Source organism: Synergistaceae bacterium (assembly GCA_021372895.1).
Lineage (GTDB): Bacteria > Synergistota > Synergistia > Synergistales > Synergistaceae > JAJFTP01.
Map to the genome: position 1 here is coordinate 62,331 of JAJFTP010000007.1, position 14,730 is coordinate 77,060.

General features: G+C 50.4%; 14 protein-coding genes. All 14 read left to right on the forward strand.

Going from position 1 to position 14,730, the window contains the following annotated elements; translation table 11 throughout:
• Nucleotides 1-71: 71 nt before the first annotated feature.
• Nucleotides 72-2,771 carry a preprotein translocase subunit SecA gene (secA, locus tag LLF78_00895; GenBank protein MCE5201059.1) on the forward strand — a complete coding sequence of 900 codons (2,700 nt, stop codon included), beginning with the start codon at nt 72-74 and terminating at the stop codon, nt 2,769-2,771.
• Nucleotides 2,772-2,787: 16 nt separating this feature from the next.
• A complete protein-coding gene (locus LLF78_00900) occupies nt 2,788-4,614 on the forward strand; it encodes a hypothetical protein (protein MCE5201060.1) in 1,827 nt (608 codons plus the stop codon).
• Nucleotides 4,615-4,644: 30 nt separating this feature from the next.
• Nucleotides 4,645-6,321, forward strand: coding sequence for an arginine--tRNA ligase (gene argS / locus LLF78_00905; GenBank protein MCE5201061.1), 1,677 nt, complete (start codon nt 4,645-4,647; stop codon nt 6,319-6,321).
• A gap of 69 nt (nt 6,322-6,390) precedes the next feature.
• Nucleotides 6,391-6,651, forward strand: a complete 261-nt coding sequence (locus LLF78_00910; GenBank protein ID MCE5201062.1) for a septum formation initiator family protein — start codon at nt 6,391-6,393, stop codon at nt 6,649-6,651.
• Between the two features lie 87 nt (nt 6,652-6,738).
• Complete coding sequence (gene rpsF / locus LLF78_00915; GenBank protein ID MCE5201063.1) at nt 6,739-7,023, forward strand: 30S ribosomal protein S6; 285 nt, start codon at nt 6,739-6,741, stop codon at nt 7,021-7,023.
• Between the two features lie 6 nt (nt 7,024-7,029).
• Nucleotides 7,030-7,575, forward strand: a complete 546-nt coding sequence (ssb, locus tag LLF78_00920) for a single-stranded DNA-binding protein (GenBank protein ID MCE5201064.1) — start codon at nt 7,030-7,032, stop codon at nt 7,573-7,575.
• Nucleotides 7,576-7,593: 18 nt separating this feature from the next.
• Entirely contained in the window at nt 7,594-7,833 is a 240-nt protein-coding gene (gene rpsR / locus LLF78_00925) for a 30S ribosomal protein S18 (protein ID MCE5201065.1), read from the forward strand.
• A gap of 91 nt (nt 7,834-7,924) precedes the next feature.
• On the forward strand, nt 7,925-8,872 hold the full coding sequence (locus LLF78_00930) for a YybS family protein (protein ID MCE5201066.1): 948 nt from the start codon (nt 7,925-7,927) through the stop codon (nt 8,870-8,872).
• A 3-nt stretch (nt 8,873-8,875) separates the two neighbouring features.
• Nucleotides 8,876-9,322 carry a 50S ribosomal protein L9 gene (gene rplI, locus LLF78_00935; GenBank protein MCE5201067.1) on the forward strand — a complete coding sequence of 149 codons (447 nt, stop codon included), beginning with the start codon at nt 8,876-8,878 and terminating at the stop codon, nt 9,320-9,322.
• Between the two features lie 2 nt (nt 9,323-9,324).
• Complete coding sequence (dnaB, locus tag LLF78_00940; GenBank protein ID MCE5201068.1) at nt 9,325-10,677, forward strand: replicative DNA helicase; 1,353 nt, start codon at nt 9,325-9,327, stop codon at nt 10,675-10,677.
• 53 nt (nt 10,678-10,730) lie between these two features.
• Nucleotides 10,731-12,626 carry an O-antigen ligase family protein gene (locus LLF78_00945; protein MCE5201069.1) on the forward strand — a complete coding sequence of 632 codons (1,896 nt, stop codon included), beginning with the start codon at nt 10,731-10,733 and terminating at the stop codon, nt 12,624-12,626.
• A complete protein-coding gene (locus tag LLF78_00950) occupies nt 12,626-13,315 on the forward strand; it encodes a type II secretion system GspH family protein (GenBank protein ID MCE5201070.1) in 690 nt (229 codons plus the stop codon). The genes LLF78_00945 and LLF78_00950 overlap by 1 nt, the downstream gene beginning before the upstream one ends.
• Nucleotides 13,278-14,213: a general secretion pathway protein GspK gene (locus LLF78_00955; protein ID MCE5201071.1), complete on the forward strand. Its 936-nt coding sequence runs from the start codon at nt 13,278-13,280 to the stop codon at nt 14,211-14,213. Before LLF78_00950 ends, LLF78_00955 begins: the two co-directional genes overlap by 38 nt.
• Before the next feature lie 6 nt (nt 14,214-14,219).
• A partial coding sequence (locus LLF78_00960; GenBank protein ID MCE5201072.1) for a hypothetical protein occupies nt 14,220-14,730 on the forward strand: 511 nt, incomplete at its 3' end.

The window sequence follows — 14,730 nt, forward strand, 5'->3', positions numbered from 1 at the left end:
ATATATTATTATATGGAAGCGCATGTAAGCGCAGCAGGTTGTTTTGTGCTGTTCGAAAGGTGGAGTAATTTGTGGGACTTTTCAGCGGAGTTATAAAGGCGCTGGGGCTTGACCCTAATGACAGGGCTATAGCACGTTACGAAGAAAAAGCGGCAATAATAGATTCATTTGAACCGGAAGTACAAAAACTTTCAAATGAAGAACTTGCGGGGTCAATGGCGTTTTTTAAAGAGCGCTTAGACAATGGCGAGTCTATTGATGACATACTTCCAGAAGTTTTTGCGCGGGTGCGCGAGGTTTCGCTTCGAACACTCGGGCTTCGTCACTTTAAGGAACAGCTGATCGGCGGCATTGCACTTCATGAAGGCAAGATAGCCGAGATGAAGACGGGTGAAGGCAAGACCCTTGTGGCAACTCTTGCGGTTGCGCTCAACGCGATAGCCGGCAAGGGCGTCCATTTAATAACTGTCAACGATTACCTCGCATCACGCGACGCCGAATGGATGGGACCTGTTTATCAGGGCATGGGGCTCTCTGTAGGAGTCATAACCCCGTTCATGAGCCAGGAGGACCGTTTTGAGGCTTACCGTAAGGATATCACTTACGGGACTAACAGCGAATTTGGTTTTGATTACCTGCGCGACAATCTGGCGATACAGAAGGAACAGCAGGTCCAGCGCGGTCATTTTTACTGCATAGTCGACGAGGTCGACTCAATTCTGATAGATGAGGCAAGGACACCTCTTATAATCTCAGGGCCGTCAGAAGACGACACAGAACCATACCGCGTTGCTGACCGCGTAGCGAGGGAGCTCGTAAAAGGGACCGACTTCGAGGTCGAAGAGAAGGAGCGCAACCTTGCGCTGACGGAATCCGGAATATCCAAGGCTGAACGTATCATGAATCTGCCCAATCTTTTCACCGATTTTGCAAATTCATCTCTCTCGCATAAGATAGTCCAGGCGCTCAAGGCACACCATCTCTTCCAGCGAGATGTCCACTATGTCGTCAAGGACGGGGAGATTATAATTGTGGACGAATTTACAGGTCGCCTTATGATAGGCCGTCGCTACTCGGACGGACTGCATCAGGCTATCGAGGCGAAGGAACGTGTGAAGGTCGGGCGGGAAAACCAGACGCTTGCTACGATCACGATCCAGAATTATTTCCGCATGTACGAAAAGCTGGCCGGTATGACCGGGACGGCGCTTACAGAGGCGGAGGAATTCAAGGAAATATATGGACTTGAGGTCATAGTCGTTCCGACGCACATGCCTATGATCAGAAAAGACAATCCGGACTCAATTTATAGGACTGCTGTTGAAAAATATAACGCCGCGGCTGATGAAGTCGTTAAGTTTCACAATATTGGTCAGCCTGTTCTGCTGGGCACAACGTCCATAGATCACTCCGAGTATGTAAGCAGGCTCCTGCGCGCGCGCAAGATCCCGCACAATGTGCTGAACGCCAAGGTACACGATAAAGAAGCATCGATAGTAGCTCAGGCAGGAAGGTTCGGAGCCGTTACAGTCGCGACGAATATGGCTGGACGCGGGACCGATATTGTACTGGGCGGCAATCCGGAGTTTCTTGCACGTGAAGAAATGACTAAGCGAGGTATTGATCCGAAAAAAGACCCGGCCACCTATGCAGGCGCACTTGAAGAGTCGCGCAGGATATGCGCAGAGGAGCATGAAAAGGTCATCAAGGCCGGAGGGCTGCGCATAATCGGGACAGAGCGCCATGAGTCGCGGCGTATCGACAATCAGCTGCGAGGACGTTCCGGCCGCCAGGGGGACCCGGGAGAGAGCCGTTTCTACATATCCCTTGAGGATGACCTTATCCGTCTCTTCGGCGGAGAACGTGTCCAGTCCATAATGGAAAAACTGGGCATGGAGGAGGGAGAGTGCATAGAGCATCCCCTTCTGTCGAGAGCTATAGAGAACGCACAGAAAAAAGTCGAGGAAATGCATTTTGATATACGCAAGCAACTCCTGGCCTATGACAATGTAATGAACCAGCAGCGGGAAGCCATCTACAGGGAGAGAAACGAGATACTTGAAGACGAGGATATAATCGGGAGGACCCTCTGCATCCTCGAGGACACAGCCAAAGCTCAGCTCGACAGGATTTTTGCAGACAGCAAATCCGGTTCGGGAGAGCCTGACCTTCAGTCCGTATGCGTGAGGCTCAATGCTCTGTTCTGGCCCGGCATATCGAGACACATAGAGCATGTGCAGATGGAATCCGAACTTGAAGAAGCGGCTCCTAAACTGCTTGCTGAGATACGGGAGCGTTTCGATCAGAAGACTGCTACACTGGGACCTGAAGTATCTCGGGAGATATACCGTTATATCCTGCTTGAAGTGCTGGATACTAACTGGAAGGAACATCTGCTTGCCATGGATGAGCTCAGGCGCGGAATAGGTCTGCGTGCGATAGGTCAGAAGGATCCGCTTATAGAATATCAGTTTGAGTCCTTTAACCTCTTCCAGAACATGCTTGTGCAGGTTCGCGAGGGAATAACGGAATTTGCTCTTAAGGTCTCCGTTGTAAACAGGGAGCAGGAAAACAAAAGAAGCCGCTGGGTGGAAAACCGCGATGCCCTTGAGATGCCGTCAGCGATGAACTATGGCGATGATGAGGAGAATCCCGGGGCGTTTGCAACGGCTCAGAAGACGCAGCCGATAGTGAATGTTCGGAAGGTCGGTCGTAACGACCCGTGCCCATGCGGCAGCGGGAAAAAATATAAACAGTGTTGCGGCAGATAGACATGGAGGTTTTTTTATGAGAGTTTGCATCAGGAAAATCGCAGTTTTTGGTATTGCCGTACTGATCCTCATTCTTGGTTCGTCCGCATCTTTTGCGCTGGACAGTTCAGCTGAGGTCCGCAGACTCAACAGGGAAGCCCCGTCACTCGACGGATTCGCAGGAATGGATGCCCTGGTATGGCTGCGTGACAACACATACAGGATGCTTGCGGACGGAACTATGGAAAACACCCGAAACACCATAGTAATGATGGGCGAGAGGATACCTGATCCATGGAAGGAGATAAAGATCCCTGTCCCTTCCGACGGTACGCTCACAATAGATGAAGCAGCCTGGTACAACCCGATGACCGGCCTTAAAGAGGGGACCCTCAGGATCGAGGAAGAGAGACTTAACGGAGGTGCTTTAGTTAAAGTCATAAAGACTCCTGATGAAGCCGTGGGACGTGCCGTTGTCCTCGTTGAAAGGGAGACCAGATCAAAAAGATATGGTGTGGATGAGACGATCGCAATGGCAGGTCCGCTTCCTATATGGGAACAGAACCTTCTTGTCGAGCTACCCGAGGGGCGTGAGCTTTACTGGATCGCACGGGACGTCAAAGATCCCGTGATAGGCAAATCCGGCGGCGTGCAGAGTTATAAATGGACAATAATGAACCAGGAGCCGTGGCATGGCGAAGGTTTTGTCGTATATAAGAGACCCAGCCTCTCATTCAGTTCCCGGAAGGGAATAACACAGAGCCTGAGTGCAATGGATGAAGTAGCAAAAATGATACCCTCCATACCGCTGCCGAACTTTGCTGTAAAGGGCGACAAGGCAAAAACAGGCATCAAGCTTATGGAGTGGATATCAGCCCCTTCCAGGACGCTTGCAGGCTATCCCAGAGGATGGGTGAGGTCTACGGAACAGATCCCTGCGGGGGGACCGTGGACTCCATGGGAACAGACGCTGATACTCAACAAATGGCTTAAAAAACTCGGCTGGCAGTCTTACGTCTGGTGGCAGGCCGCCGAAGAGCTTGACAAGGACAGCCCTGCAACATCGAGCATCTGGATATCTCCTGTGCTTGAACTTGCAGCAACGGGTGGCAAGAGCTACTTTTATCAGGCAGGACAGACCTCCGACTTTGGAATGACATCTCCGGCCATAGCAGGGTCGCACCTCTATCGTTTGAAAAATGGCGAATACGAGCATAGGAGTGTAGATTCAGGAAGCGCTTCTGACCACAGGCTGGCGTTTCTATGGATACTGGACCTAAACGATGCGGGTGGTGCGGACGGGACTCTCTCCATAAACGTAAGCGGCGGATGGACAGAACTTATGTCCGGCGGGCATATACCCTCACAGGAGGGGCTGGGCGGATTTCTGCGCGGCAAGGTGGATTTTGCCATCCCAGGCATGGAGCTGACTCCGACATCCGTCACGCCTACGAGTACAGGTTATAAACTTGACTTTCGCGTAAAATGTGTGCCTGGGATCGTGCATAACGGCAATCTCCTGCTCCGCCTTCCAGGAGGGATACCGGTAAGGGTGGGCGAGATGATCGGCAGGAACTCGGACTATATTCTCCGTTTTCCGTTCACCGTAGATCAGAAAGTTCGTATGAAAATGCCGCGTGGGTATAAACTCATTCAAGTGCCGCCCGTAAAAAAACTTGGAGAGGGGTCCAAGGCCATATTGAAAGAATCAATAATTTACTGGCCTAAGAAGGCTCAGCTCCTTGCCGACAGCACCTGGACAGTTAAATTGACAAAAGTTGATTCAGGGCTTGCCGCGCTGCTTAAGGAAGAGCTGGACGCCTGTCTGAGATGGCCGGTTCTGGATTTGCCGTTCAGAAAATAATTTTTTTATACATAAAAGGGGTGTTTTGAATTGCAGAACATAACGGAGGAACTCAAGCAGGCAGTAGAAGACGCTGTGCATTCGGCAGCTGCAGAGATAGGCTGTGAGGTGCCTGATGGGTTTATGGTGCGTCTGGAGCGTCCCAGACAGGCAGGACATGGCGACTGGGCGACCAATGTCGCGATGCAGCTGGCAAAGTCCTTTGGCATCAACCCAAGGGATTTTGCCGCAGCTATAATCGACAGGCTGCCCAAGGGCGGCATAGTGGATAAAGCCGAGGTGGCGGGACCTGGTTTTATGAACTTCTCTCTGTCTCCGGTCTGGATAACGGAAACTATCAGATCTGCAATAACGGCTGACGAGAACTACGGAAAGGTAAATGACGGCAAGGGACGCAGGGTGCAGGTGGAATTCGTCAGCGCGAACCCGACCGGACCGCTTCACATGGGGCATGGCCGCGGGGCGGCCGTAGGTGACATAACCGCATCGATACTTGACTTTGCAGGTTGGGAAGTTGAGCGCGAATATTACATAAACGACGCAGGACTTCAGATGGAGCTGCTCGGCAAGTCTGCCCAATCGCGCTATTTTGAGGCTTTAGGCCGCGGCGATGAAGCGCAGATGCCTGAGGACGGCTATCACGGAGAATACATGGCCGACATAGCGCAGATATTCGTGGAAAAGTATGGAGCTACTCTTGCTGATAAGCCGCTTGATGAGACGCTGGAGTTTTTTTCAGTCGAGACAGGCAAGATCGTCATCGATATGATAAAAAAAGACCTCGAGGACTTTGGCGTTACATTTGATGTCTGGTTCTCGGAGCAGTCGCTTTACGACAATAAGATGGTCGATCCTGCCATGGAAACGCTTAAGAAGAGAGATTACGCCTATGAGCAGGACGGGGCTCTCTGGTTCCGTTCTACACTCTTCGGTGACGACAAAGACCGTGTCCTTATACGCACCAACGGCATGCCGACATATTTCACATCTGATGTCGCATACCTCAAGAATAAATATGACAGAAACTTTGAAAAACTCATCTATGTCTGGGGTGCGGACCATCATGGATATGTACCGCGCATCAAATCTGTAAACAAGGCATTCGGTTATCCGGATGACGCGCTTGAAGTCCTGCTGATACAGATGGTGAATCTGTTGCGCGACGGCAAGCCGGTACAGATGTCGAAGCGCGCGGGAACTATAATCACGCTCAGGGAGATTATTGACGAGGTAGGAGTAGATGCAACAAGGTTCTTCTTTGTCATGAGGCGCTGCGACAGCACTCTGGACTTCGACCTTGAGCTGGCAAAAAAGGCTACGTCTGAGAACCCGGTCTTTTACGTTCAGTATGCGCATGCCCGTATATGCAGCATCTACCGTGAGCTTTCGGAACGCGGCATAGGGATCCCTTCCATGGATGAGCTCGATGTATCTCTGTTGTCTGATCCCACGGAGATAAACCTTGCCAAGGCTATATCGCGCCTTCCTGAGGAGGTCGCGAGGGCCGCAGGGGAATTGGCGCCTCACCGCATCGCCTATTATGCTACCGAACTTGCCGAAGCGTTCCATGCTTTCTACAACAGCCAGCGGATGTTGGGTGTGGATGAGCCGGTTATGAAGGCTCGCCTGCTGCTGACTGAAGCGACAAGGATCACGCTTAAAAACGTCCTCGGGCTGCTTGGAGTCACTGCTCCCGAGAAGATGTAGGCGCTGCAGACGCTCTGTGCTCTATATCAGATGACGGCCCCCAGACTGCGGTGGATAATTTTTACTGCGATGGTAACGTTTCTTATAGCGGTACTGCTCACGTCCTTTTTCAAGGAGATAGAGAGGGTAAACAACCTTTCCGAAGTGCTTGACAAAAGGATGGAAGAGCTTGTGGCGGAAGAGAGAAAAGAGCAGGAGCTTCATCACAAGATAGATTATTACAGCACCCCGGAAGGTATAGCCAGACTTGCGAGAGAGCAGTTCAACCTTGTGCAGTCCGGAGAAAAAATTTATAAGATTGAGATAACGTCCGGCGAAGTATTGCACTAGATATTAATAGGTGTTATAGTACGCAGTTGCATGTCCCTGTCTCTTCGTACGGAAGAGACCAAAGTCCAAAGGGAGGAGGTGAAGTACGTGCGATCTTACGAAATGGTAGTTATTCTTCAGGCGGATCTTGAGGATCATAAGATGGTATCCGAGGAATTAGCCGAGGTCGCGCGCGGTTTGGGTGCAGAGGTTGAGAAGGTGGACCTCTGGGGCAGGAAACGTTTTGCTTATCCCATCGAAAAACAGCTCGAGGGCTTTTACGTTCTTTATACGTTCAAGCTCGACCCCGCGCAGGTCAAGGAAATGGAACGTCTTCTGAGTCTCAAAACCCAGGTGATACGGCACATGGTCGTTAACCTGGACGAGAAGTAGGCCGTTATGTCAAGGGGCTATAACAGAGTTGTCCTGATGGGCAACCTCGCGAAAGATCCTGATGTAAGGTTTACACCCAGCAAACAGAAGGTTGCGCGCATAACAGTTGCAATCGGCCGCCAATGGAAGAACAAGGCGACCGGCGAGCTCCAGAACCATACTGACTTCGTCAGCGTAGTGGCTTGGGGATTTTCTGCAGATATCTGTGAGCGCTATCTGAAGAAGGGGCGGCCGGTACTAGTCGAAGGGCGCATAAGCGTCCGCGATTTCGACGATGTTAAGACAGGGCAGCACCGCTGGGTTACGGAAGTCGTTGCAGAAAACATCGTTCTTCTGGGCTCAGGCCGCAGGGAAGACGAGGGAACTTCAGATTATTCTTCTTCACACGCCGCAGTGCAGCAGAACCATCCAAAACAGCAGATGTCGGATGCGGTATTGGGCGGAGATATGGGCAGCCTGCGCGAAGAAGAGGGATTCGAAGATGAATTCCCCCTCGATTTTTCCGAGATCAGCGGCTCTGAGGGGCCGGGAGACGTGGAGATACCGTTCTAGGAAGAGGTGTAGTCTTAAATGGAGAATGCATTCAACCGCAAACGCCGCAAGCGTCGGCCAAAGGTTTGTCATTTCTGTGTCGAAAAAATTGCGCATGTCGATTACAAAGAAATTGAAAAACTCAAGAAATACATAACCGAGCGCGGCAAGATAGTTCCGCGCCGTGTGACCGGCACTTGTGCGAAGCATCAGCGCCAGCTTACGAGAGCGATCAAACGCGCAAGGATCATAGCGCTGCTGCCTTTCACATCCGATTAAATTTTTCAGGCATAACTGTTATAATGGAGGGAGGGCCGTTCCGGCTCTCTCTTTTTTTACTTTTTTTATCCATATGGTCGGGGGTTGACGTGTGAGGAGCAAAATAATTTTCGAGTGGATCTTCTGGATACTTCTCAGTGTGCTCATGTTTACAGTCGGGATCTTGGTCGCCCTTGCGGCGCCTCTGGTTGTGCTTGTTGCGCCTGCGCCGTTTATGCTGCTGCTCCGGAGACAGGGCTTAAAGGAGGCGCTGACAGGCGCACTTCTTGGTTCTGTCATAGTATATGTGATCTCCGGTCCGGTCCCGGCTTTTATGTATGTCTTTACCTTCGGACTGATAGGTATTGCTTTCGGTGTGATATCTAAAAAGGCGAAGAACGGTATAGATTTTATACTGGCCGCGCTTACGGCATCTATAACCGTAAAAGTAATATTGATGATCGTATTTACCAGAATTACCGGCGTAAATCCGTTTGCAATGACACCGGAGACTGCCGTTGGCGTGGTCAACAGTATATCTTCCGCTTTGTCAGGAAGCGGGCTGAGCCCGTCGCAGACAGCTATACAGGGTTATGCCTCGGCAATGGTAGAGACAGTCTCGCTGCTCATGCCGTCGATGCTCATACTTTTCTCCGCTGTCGATACGTTTGCGACTTACGCCGTTGTCTCGTTTGTTCTAAAGAAACTTGGCTCTGAAAAACTTGTAAAACTGCCTCCGTTCGGAATATGGCGTTTTCCCAAAAATATTTTCTGGGCGCTGCTTGCCGCGCTTATATTGGACTTTGCGAGCAAATCATTCCCTGATAACAGGGTGTTCGTTGTAATCTCGGCAAACCTCATGGAGGTGCTTCGCGGGATATTTATGGTCGAAGGGATATCGCTGTGCTGGTACTATATGACACGAAGGGGTATCCATCGCGCGCTTAAGACGGTCATAGCCGTCTTCTGTCTATTTTTCCCGCCAGTCTCATATATTTTATCAATGGTCGGCATATTCGATATCTGGTACGATTTACGAAATCGTATAAGGAGGAAATAGAGAATGAAAATTATTCTTAAGCAGGATGTAAATAAGATAGGCCGCAAGGGTGAACTCCTGGAGGTCTCCGATGGCTATGGCCGCAACTACCTTATCGCGCGCGGGCTTGCCGAAGAGGCGACCCCCGGTAAGATTCGTGAAATGCAGGAACGCACGAAGGCACAGAAAGTAAAGGACGATAAAAAACTGAGTCTGGCTGAGGAAGCAAAGAAGAAGCTGAGCGGGAAGGTGATCGTGATCAAGGTAAACGCAGGAGAAGGGGGCAAGCTCTTCGGGAGTGTGACAACGGCCCAGATTGCCGAGGCCGTCTCTTCCCAGTATGGTATATCTGTTGATAAGAAGGATATCAGGCTTGATGACCAGGTAAAGCAAACTGGCAGCTATCTTTTTAAGGTAAGACTTTACACCGGCGTAGAAGTTCAAATGACACTTAAAGTGGAGTCGGAGTAACTTTGAACACAGGCACCGGCGCGGACAGGATCCCACCGTTCAATCTTGAGGCAGAACGTTCCGTTCTTGGTGCGTGCCTGCTTGAAAGGGATGCCCTGCTGATCGTCACAGAAAGCCTTATTGCCGAAGACTTTTATGATCCGAGGCATCGCAGCGCGTTTGAGATCATTGCGAGGATGGCAGAAAAAAACATGGCCGTCGATTCGCTTACGTTCAGGGAAGAGGTCAGCAGGCTAGGGCTTGAGGAGCGCATCGGCGGCCTCCCGTTTATAGCCGCGCTGCTCGATGCCGTGACTACTACCGCCAATGTTGAATATCACGTCGGGATTGTCAGGGATAAGTCGGTGCACCGCAGTCTTATAACAGTCGGAAACGATATCGCTAAGATGGGGTTCTCGGATGAACTTGCAATTGACGAGGCACTTGAAACCGCAGAGCAGAGGGTCTTTGAGATAGCCAGATCAGGACGTTCGTCAAATGTAAGGCGTGCTAATGAAGTCGTAAAATCAGCTATATCCGGCATAGAAAAACGTCTCCTTGAAGGGCTTACGATTACAGGCGTACCGACAGGGTTCAAGGATTTCGACAAAATGTCTGGCGGACTTCAGCCCGGTGGGCTATATATCCTTGCAGCCAGGCCGTCTATGGGAAAAACAGCATTTGCGCTTAACGTTGCACAGCATGCGGCTCTTCAGGAGGATGTCCCCATTCTGATTTTCAGCCTTGAAATGTCTGCGGAACAGATAGCGCAGCGCATGCTCTCCTCTGAGTCGAGGGTAAACCTCAGGCAGATTTTTGAGTCGAAGAACCTTCAGAACGAACAATGGAACTCTCTGTCGCGCGCTGCAGAAAGGCTGGCTAAAAGCCCTATCTATATTGATGACAGCTCAACGCTTAGCACGCTGGATCTGCGCGGAAGGTGCCGGCGTTTCTTTGCCAGGCAGAAACCCGGAAAGGGTCTCGTTGTGCTTGATTATCTTCAGTTGATGAATATCGCACGAAAGAGTGAGAACCGTCAGCAGGAAGTCTCAGAGATATCCCGTGCATTGAAGGCGATCGCACGTGAGTTCAAGGTTCCTGTGCTGGCGCTTTCACAGCTTTCACGTGATGTTGAGAAACGCGGCGGCAGCAAGAAACCGCAGCTATCCGACCTTCGCGACAGCGGTGCTATAGAGCAGGATGCAGACATGGTAATATTTCTGTATCGTGAGGCATATTATGCACAGGAGGGTGAGTCCGTCGACCCGACGTCGGAGGTCATAGTTTCAAAGAACAGGAACGGGCCGACCGGCAAAGTCGAGCTTATCTTTTTCAGGGAGTATGCGCGCTTTGAGGATAAGATCAGAGGCTATTAGCGTGTAACATTGTTTTTTAAAAATGGAATGAAAACAAGGCAGGATGATCTTTATTGAAGAAGACGCACAGTTTTTACAAAGGAGACCTTCCGATGGCAAAGGGACCTTCAGCGAAAAATGATCAAAAGATCGATACAAAGGCGCACACCGGCGGATCAGGTGAGGGTTTCTCCCAAAACAGGGATCCTAAGCCGCTTGTTCCGGAAGTGTTTTTTTACTGTCTGATTTTTATCTCACTTGCGCTGCCCAATCTCGTCTTTTCCGGCACAGGATGGTTTGACACGCTTCACATCATGAAATGGGTATTCGCTATGGTGCCTATAGCGCTGATCTCTCTGGTCGGCGGTGCGAGGCTGTTCCTCTTCGGACCGGGACGCATCCCGTTCAAGCTGGACCTCTTCGGACTCATATGGCTGCTGATGCTGGGCTATATATCAGCCCAGCCTTTGTGGGTCGACATCTCTTCGAAGTCGACATACATGAAGGAATGGTTCTTCTTCGCGACCCTCGCAGCGGCTTATATATTCACATTCAATCTCTTCCGCGACAGCGGCTTTCATAAAGTTATACTCTGGTCCGCAAATATCAACGCGGCGATAAACGTCGTCTTTGCCGAACTCCTCATTCGAGGCCTCAACGGGCCATTCCCATTCATAATGAATGTCCCAGGCAACTACATCGGCAACACAGGACAGCAGGAGATGTTCGGGCTCTGGATGGCCATGGCGCTTATGAACGGAATATATCTGCATGTAGCCTTTGGGAGTGAGGAAGGGCATGGGGGCAGGAAATTCTGGATGCAGTCGGCAAACTTGTTTTTGCTTGCCGTAAATGCATGGGGGCTCTGGAACTCTACGACGCGCGGCGGCATCTTGTCCCTTCTTGTCGGAACCGCGGCGCTTGGTCTGATAGTATTGAGAACACAGGATAGATCTATGCTGAAAAGGGTGGCGCAGATCCTGTCCGTTATTCTCATAATGTTCTTCGTGACGCTTGCCGCAGGTAAAATTGCCGGCATCGGGCGTTCTTCCGACCTTGTAAGTAAAATATCCGACATGTTGGAGAATACGTCAACATTTGGGAACCGCACAGATATATGGAGGACAAGCTGGGCTGTATTCAAGTCACAGCCGCTTCAGGGAGTCGGCATAGGGCAGTTTAAGTGGCACTACCTTGACGGACAGCGCATAGTCCTGCAGAAATACCCGAAAACAAAATGGCAGTACACCTATTGGGCGCACAACGAATATATCCAGTGGCTTGCGGAATTTGGCATATTTGGCGGTCTTCTGCTTTTGCTGACCGGAATATGGTGGATATGGAACCTTGCCAAGGCTATGATCCACAGAAAAAAACTTTCATCAGAAGCAGTCTGGGCATGTTCAATGCTTTTCCTTATATGGTTTGACGCCATATTCAGCAGGCCCTTCCACAGGATAGAGGATGCGCTGTGGCTTTCATTCGCTTTCGCAATGGCAAACAGGGATATACTGCCTCTAAGCTACAAATGGTCCGAGATCAGGCACTCGTCGGTATACAGGGCAGTTGGCTTCTTTATTGCAGCAACAGCCTGTGCGGGAATTGTCTTCCTGTGGTCCGGACTTTGCGGGGATCAGTACCTGAAAAGAGCTGCCATGACTAACGATGCCGAGCTTCAGGGATATTTGATAGGCAAGGCAAAAAGGTTTCCGATGACGCGGGATGACGCAGAGGAACAATATGCCTACCATTTGCTTGCCATAGCCAGGGCTACAAACAGGCCGGAAGACTTGGACAGGGGCATAGATCAGCTTTATAAATCCTTCACGATCAGGCCTAAGGCAAAACAGCTCATGGAGCTGGTGAGTCTTGCACAGCAGACTGGCAACCAGAGTTTACTGCGTTTGCTTGTTCCGTATCTGAGTCCGGACAGATTCCAGATATCCCCGGGGGGCAAATCTGCTCCCTGATGAAAAAGCGCATATACCCGGGGTTTACCCTTATAGAGATAATGCTGGCCGTAGCGCTTGTTGGAATAATAGCTGCAACGGCGCTTGCTCCTCTGGTTTTTACGGTAGAATCACTGAAAGATACGCAAAAACAGTGGGGGGCGCGCATAAAAGAACGTGCCGCAGTTGAAAATATATTCGCTGATGTGCGCGGCGCCGTTGAAAATCCATCCTTTGCTCCTTTGCGTACAATACACAATGGCGGACTTACAGTCCAGGAAGACGACAGACTTCTGATATGGTCTGCATCACCTGTGCGGGAGGGTGGCATTGTCTCTCTCGTCGTCTACAGAGTGCTGACCGGTTCTGCTTTAGACAATAAGAAAGGCGGACTTTACAGATGGATACTGGAGGGTGTGAAGTCGGATCCCAATTTATCAGGGGAGCTTTTCTCAAAAGGCCTTATCGCGGCCTCCCGCTCGTTGATCACTTCCTCAGAGGATCCGATAAAGTTTGACTCCGACAAGCTGAAAGCCGAAGATGGCAGGATGGTCCTGCCGGATGCAGAAGGGATGCGGATATCAGTATGGTCCGGAACCGACTGGGTCCAAGACTATGAAGGATCCGTTCCTGAGGCATTGAAAATTGGGATCACAATAAAGGGAAAGAAGCATGTCTATGAAGAGTGGTTCCCGGCTATACGCCACTAACGCCGGGTTTATACTAATATCGGTCCTGCTTTCAGTCACGCTTCTGCTGACTGCCGCGACAGCATTTGCTTGGTATGCCAGAAATGAGATGCGGCGTGTGGAATCCGCCCGGTTCATCCTTCAGGCCCGCAGTGCGGCTGATATAGCCTGTTCGATCATAGCAGCAAGGATCGGAGAAGACAAAAACGGTTATGACAGCTATACTGAACTTCAATATATGCCGGGCGGGATAATTAAAATAAAGCTCGGAGATTTTGATATAGGCGTAAATATCCGGCCTCTGGATGATAAAATACCGATACCGGGATTATTCCTGCCGGACGGAGTTACAGTCCGTACCGAATATGAGTCAGCCTGGAAGAGAATATGGGAATATCTCAATAAACCTGAACTTGGAACAATTGTGCTTGACTTCATGGACAGCGACAACAGGCAGAAGCTTGGAGGCAGCGAGCGTGAAGCGAACATAGACAGGCTTGTCTCAGACCTGACGGAATTTAAACTCCTTACCGAAATGAACAATGGTATACTGTGGGGAACAGATAATAACTCCGGCGGATTGGGAATGTACGTTACCGTTTACGGCAAAGAGAAGATAAATATAAATGTGGCACCGGCGGAGGTCATTGCCGTACTGGACGAAAGGATCGGACTTGAGAGGGCAAGGAACCTTGTCGCCGCAAGAATGCTCTCTCCGATGAGGAGTCTGGAAGATCTAAGGAAAGTCCCTGGTTTTTCGGATGCTGCAGTCACAAAGCTGGCAAATATACTCGGATTTGAGAGCATGTTTTTTCGTTTGAGCATGAGGGTTTCAGATGGCGCAAAACGGGAGCGTAACTACAGAATAATACTGCAGCGCAGCGGATCTTTCTGCAGGATCGTGCGTTGGGAGGAATAGACCGGCATGTGGCTGAACAGAGGAGCGGAGAAAGAGATGGATCCCAATTTGAAATCTCACGACCGTCCAAAGGTCGTGAGAAAATTCCGTATCTATCCGCTGTCATCTATTGAAAATGTAAGAACGGAGCCTTATGTCTCCAATGAGACTCCCATAGTCCTCATTCCGTTTAAAACACTTGTATCCTATCCATTCTCATTCCCTTTCGGAAAAAAGGGCAGTATCCGCGATGCATTGACGCTAAATTTACGCCCTGTACTGGGAAACAGTGATACTTCTCTTATACTTGTCCCTCAGGTTACAGAACAGGCATCAGATCTTACAAAGGGCGTTGCATGGTTAGCTGCGAAATCTGAGATAGCGGAATGGGAATCCAGGATCGGCACCGGTGCTGTCTTCTGGCCTGCCCCTATTGCCTTTGTCTCCGAAGTCAACGGCTCCGGTATAGTAGTCTGGTGTGACGACGAGGGCTCGTCAGCGATGTGGTTTGATGACGGCGAACCGATATTCTACCGTT

Bases quoted from the DNA above. Each gene is read 5' to 3' on its own strand.
- rpsR (MCE5201065.1), top strand. From the start codon at position 7,594: ATGGAGAATGCATTCAACCGCAAACGCCGCAAGCGTCGGCCAAAGGTT.
- ssb (MCE5201064.1), top strand. From the start codon at position 7,030: ATGTCAAGGGGCTATAACAGAGTTGTCCTGATGGGCAACCTCGCGAAA.
- LLF78_00900 (MCE5201060.1), top strand. From the start codon at position 2,788: ATGAGAGTTTGCATCAGGAAAATCGCAGTTTTTGGTATTGCCGTACTG.
- rplI (MCE5201067.1), top strand. From the start codon at position 8,876: ATGAAAATTATTCTTAAGCAGGATGTAAATAAGATAGGCCGCAAGGGT.
- LLF78_00955 (MCE5201071.1), top strand. From the start codon at position 13,278: ATGTCTATGAAGAGTGGTTCCCGGCTATACGCCACTAACGCCGGGTTT.
- LLF78_00950 (MCE5201070.1), top strand. From the start codon at position 12,626: ATGAAAAAGCGCATATACCCGGGGTTTACCCTTATAGAGATAATGCTG.
- LLF78_00910 (MCE5201062.1), top strand. From the start codon at position 6,391: ATGGTAACGTTTCTTATAGCGGTACTGCTCACGTCCTTTTTCAAGGAG.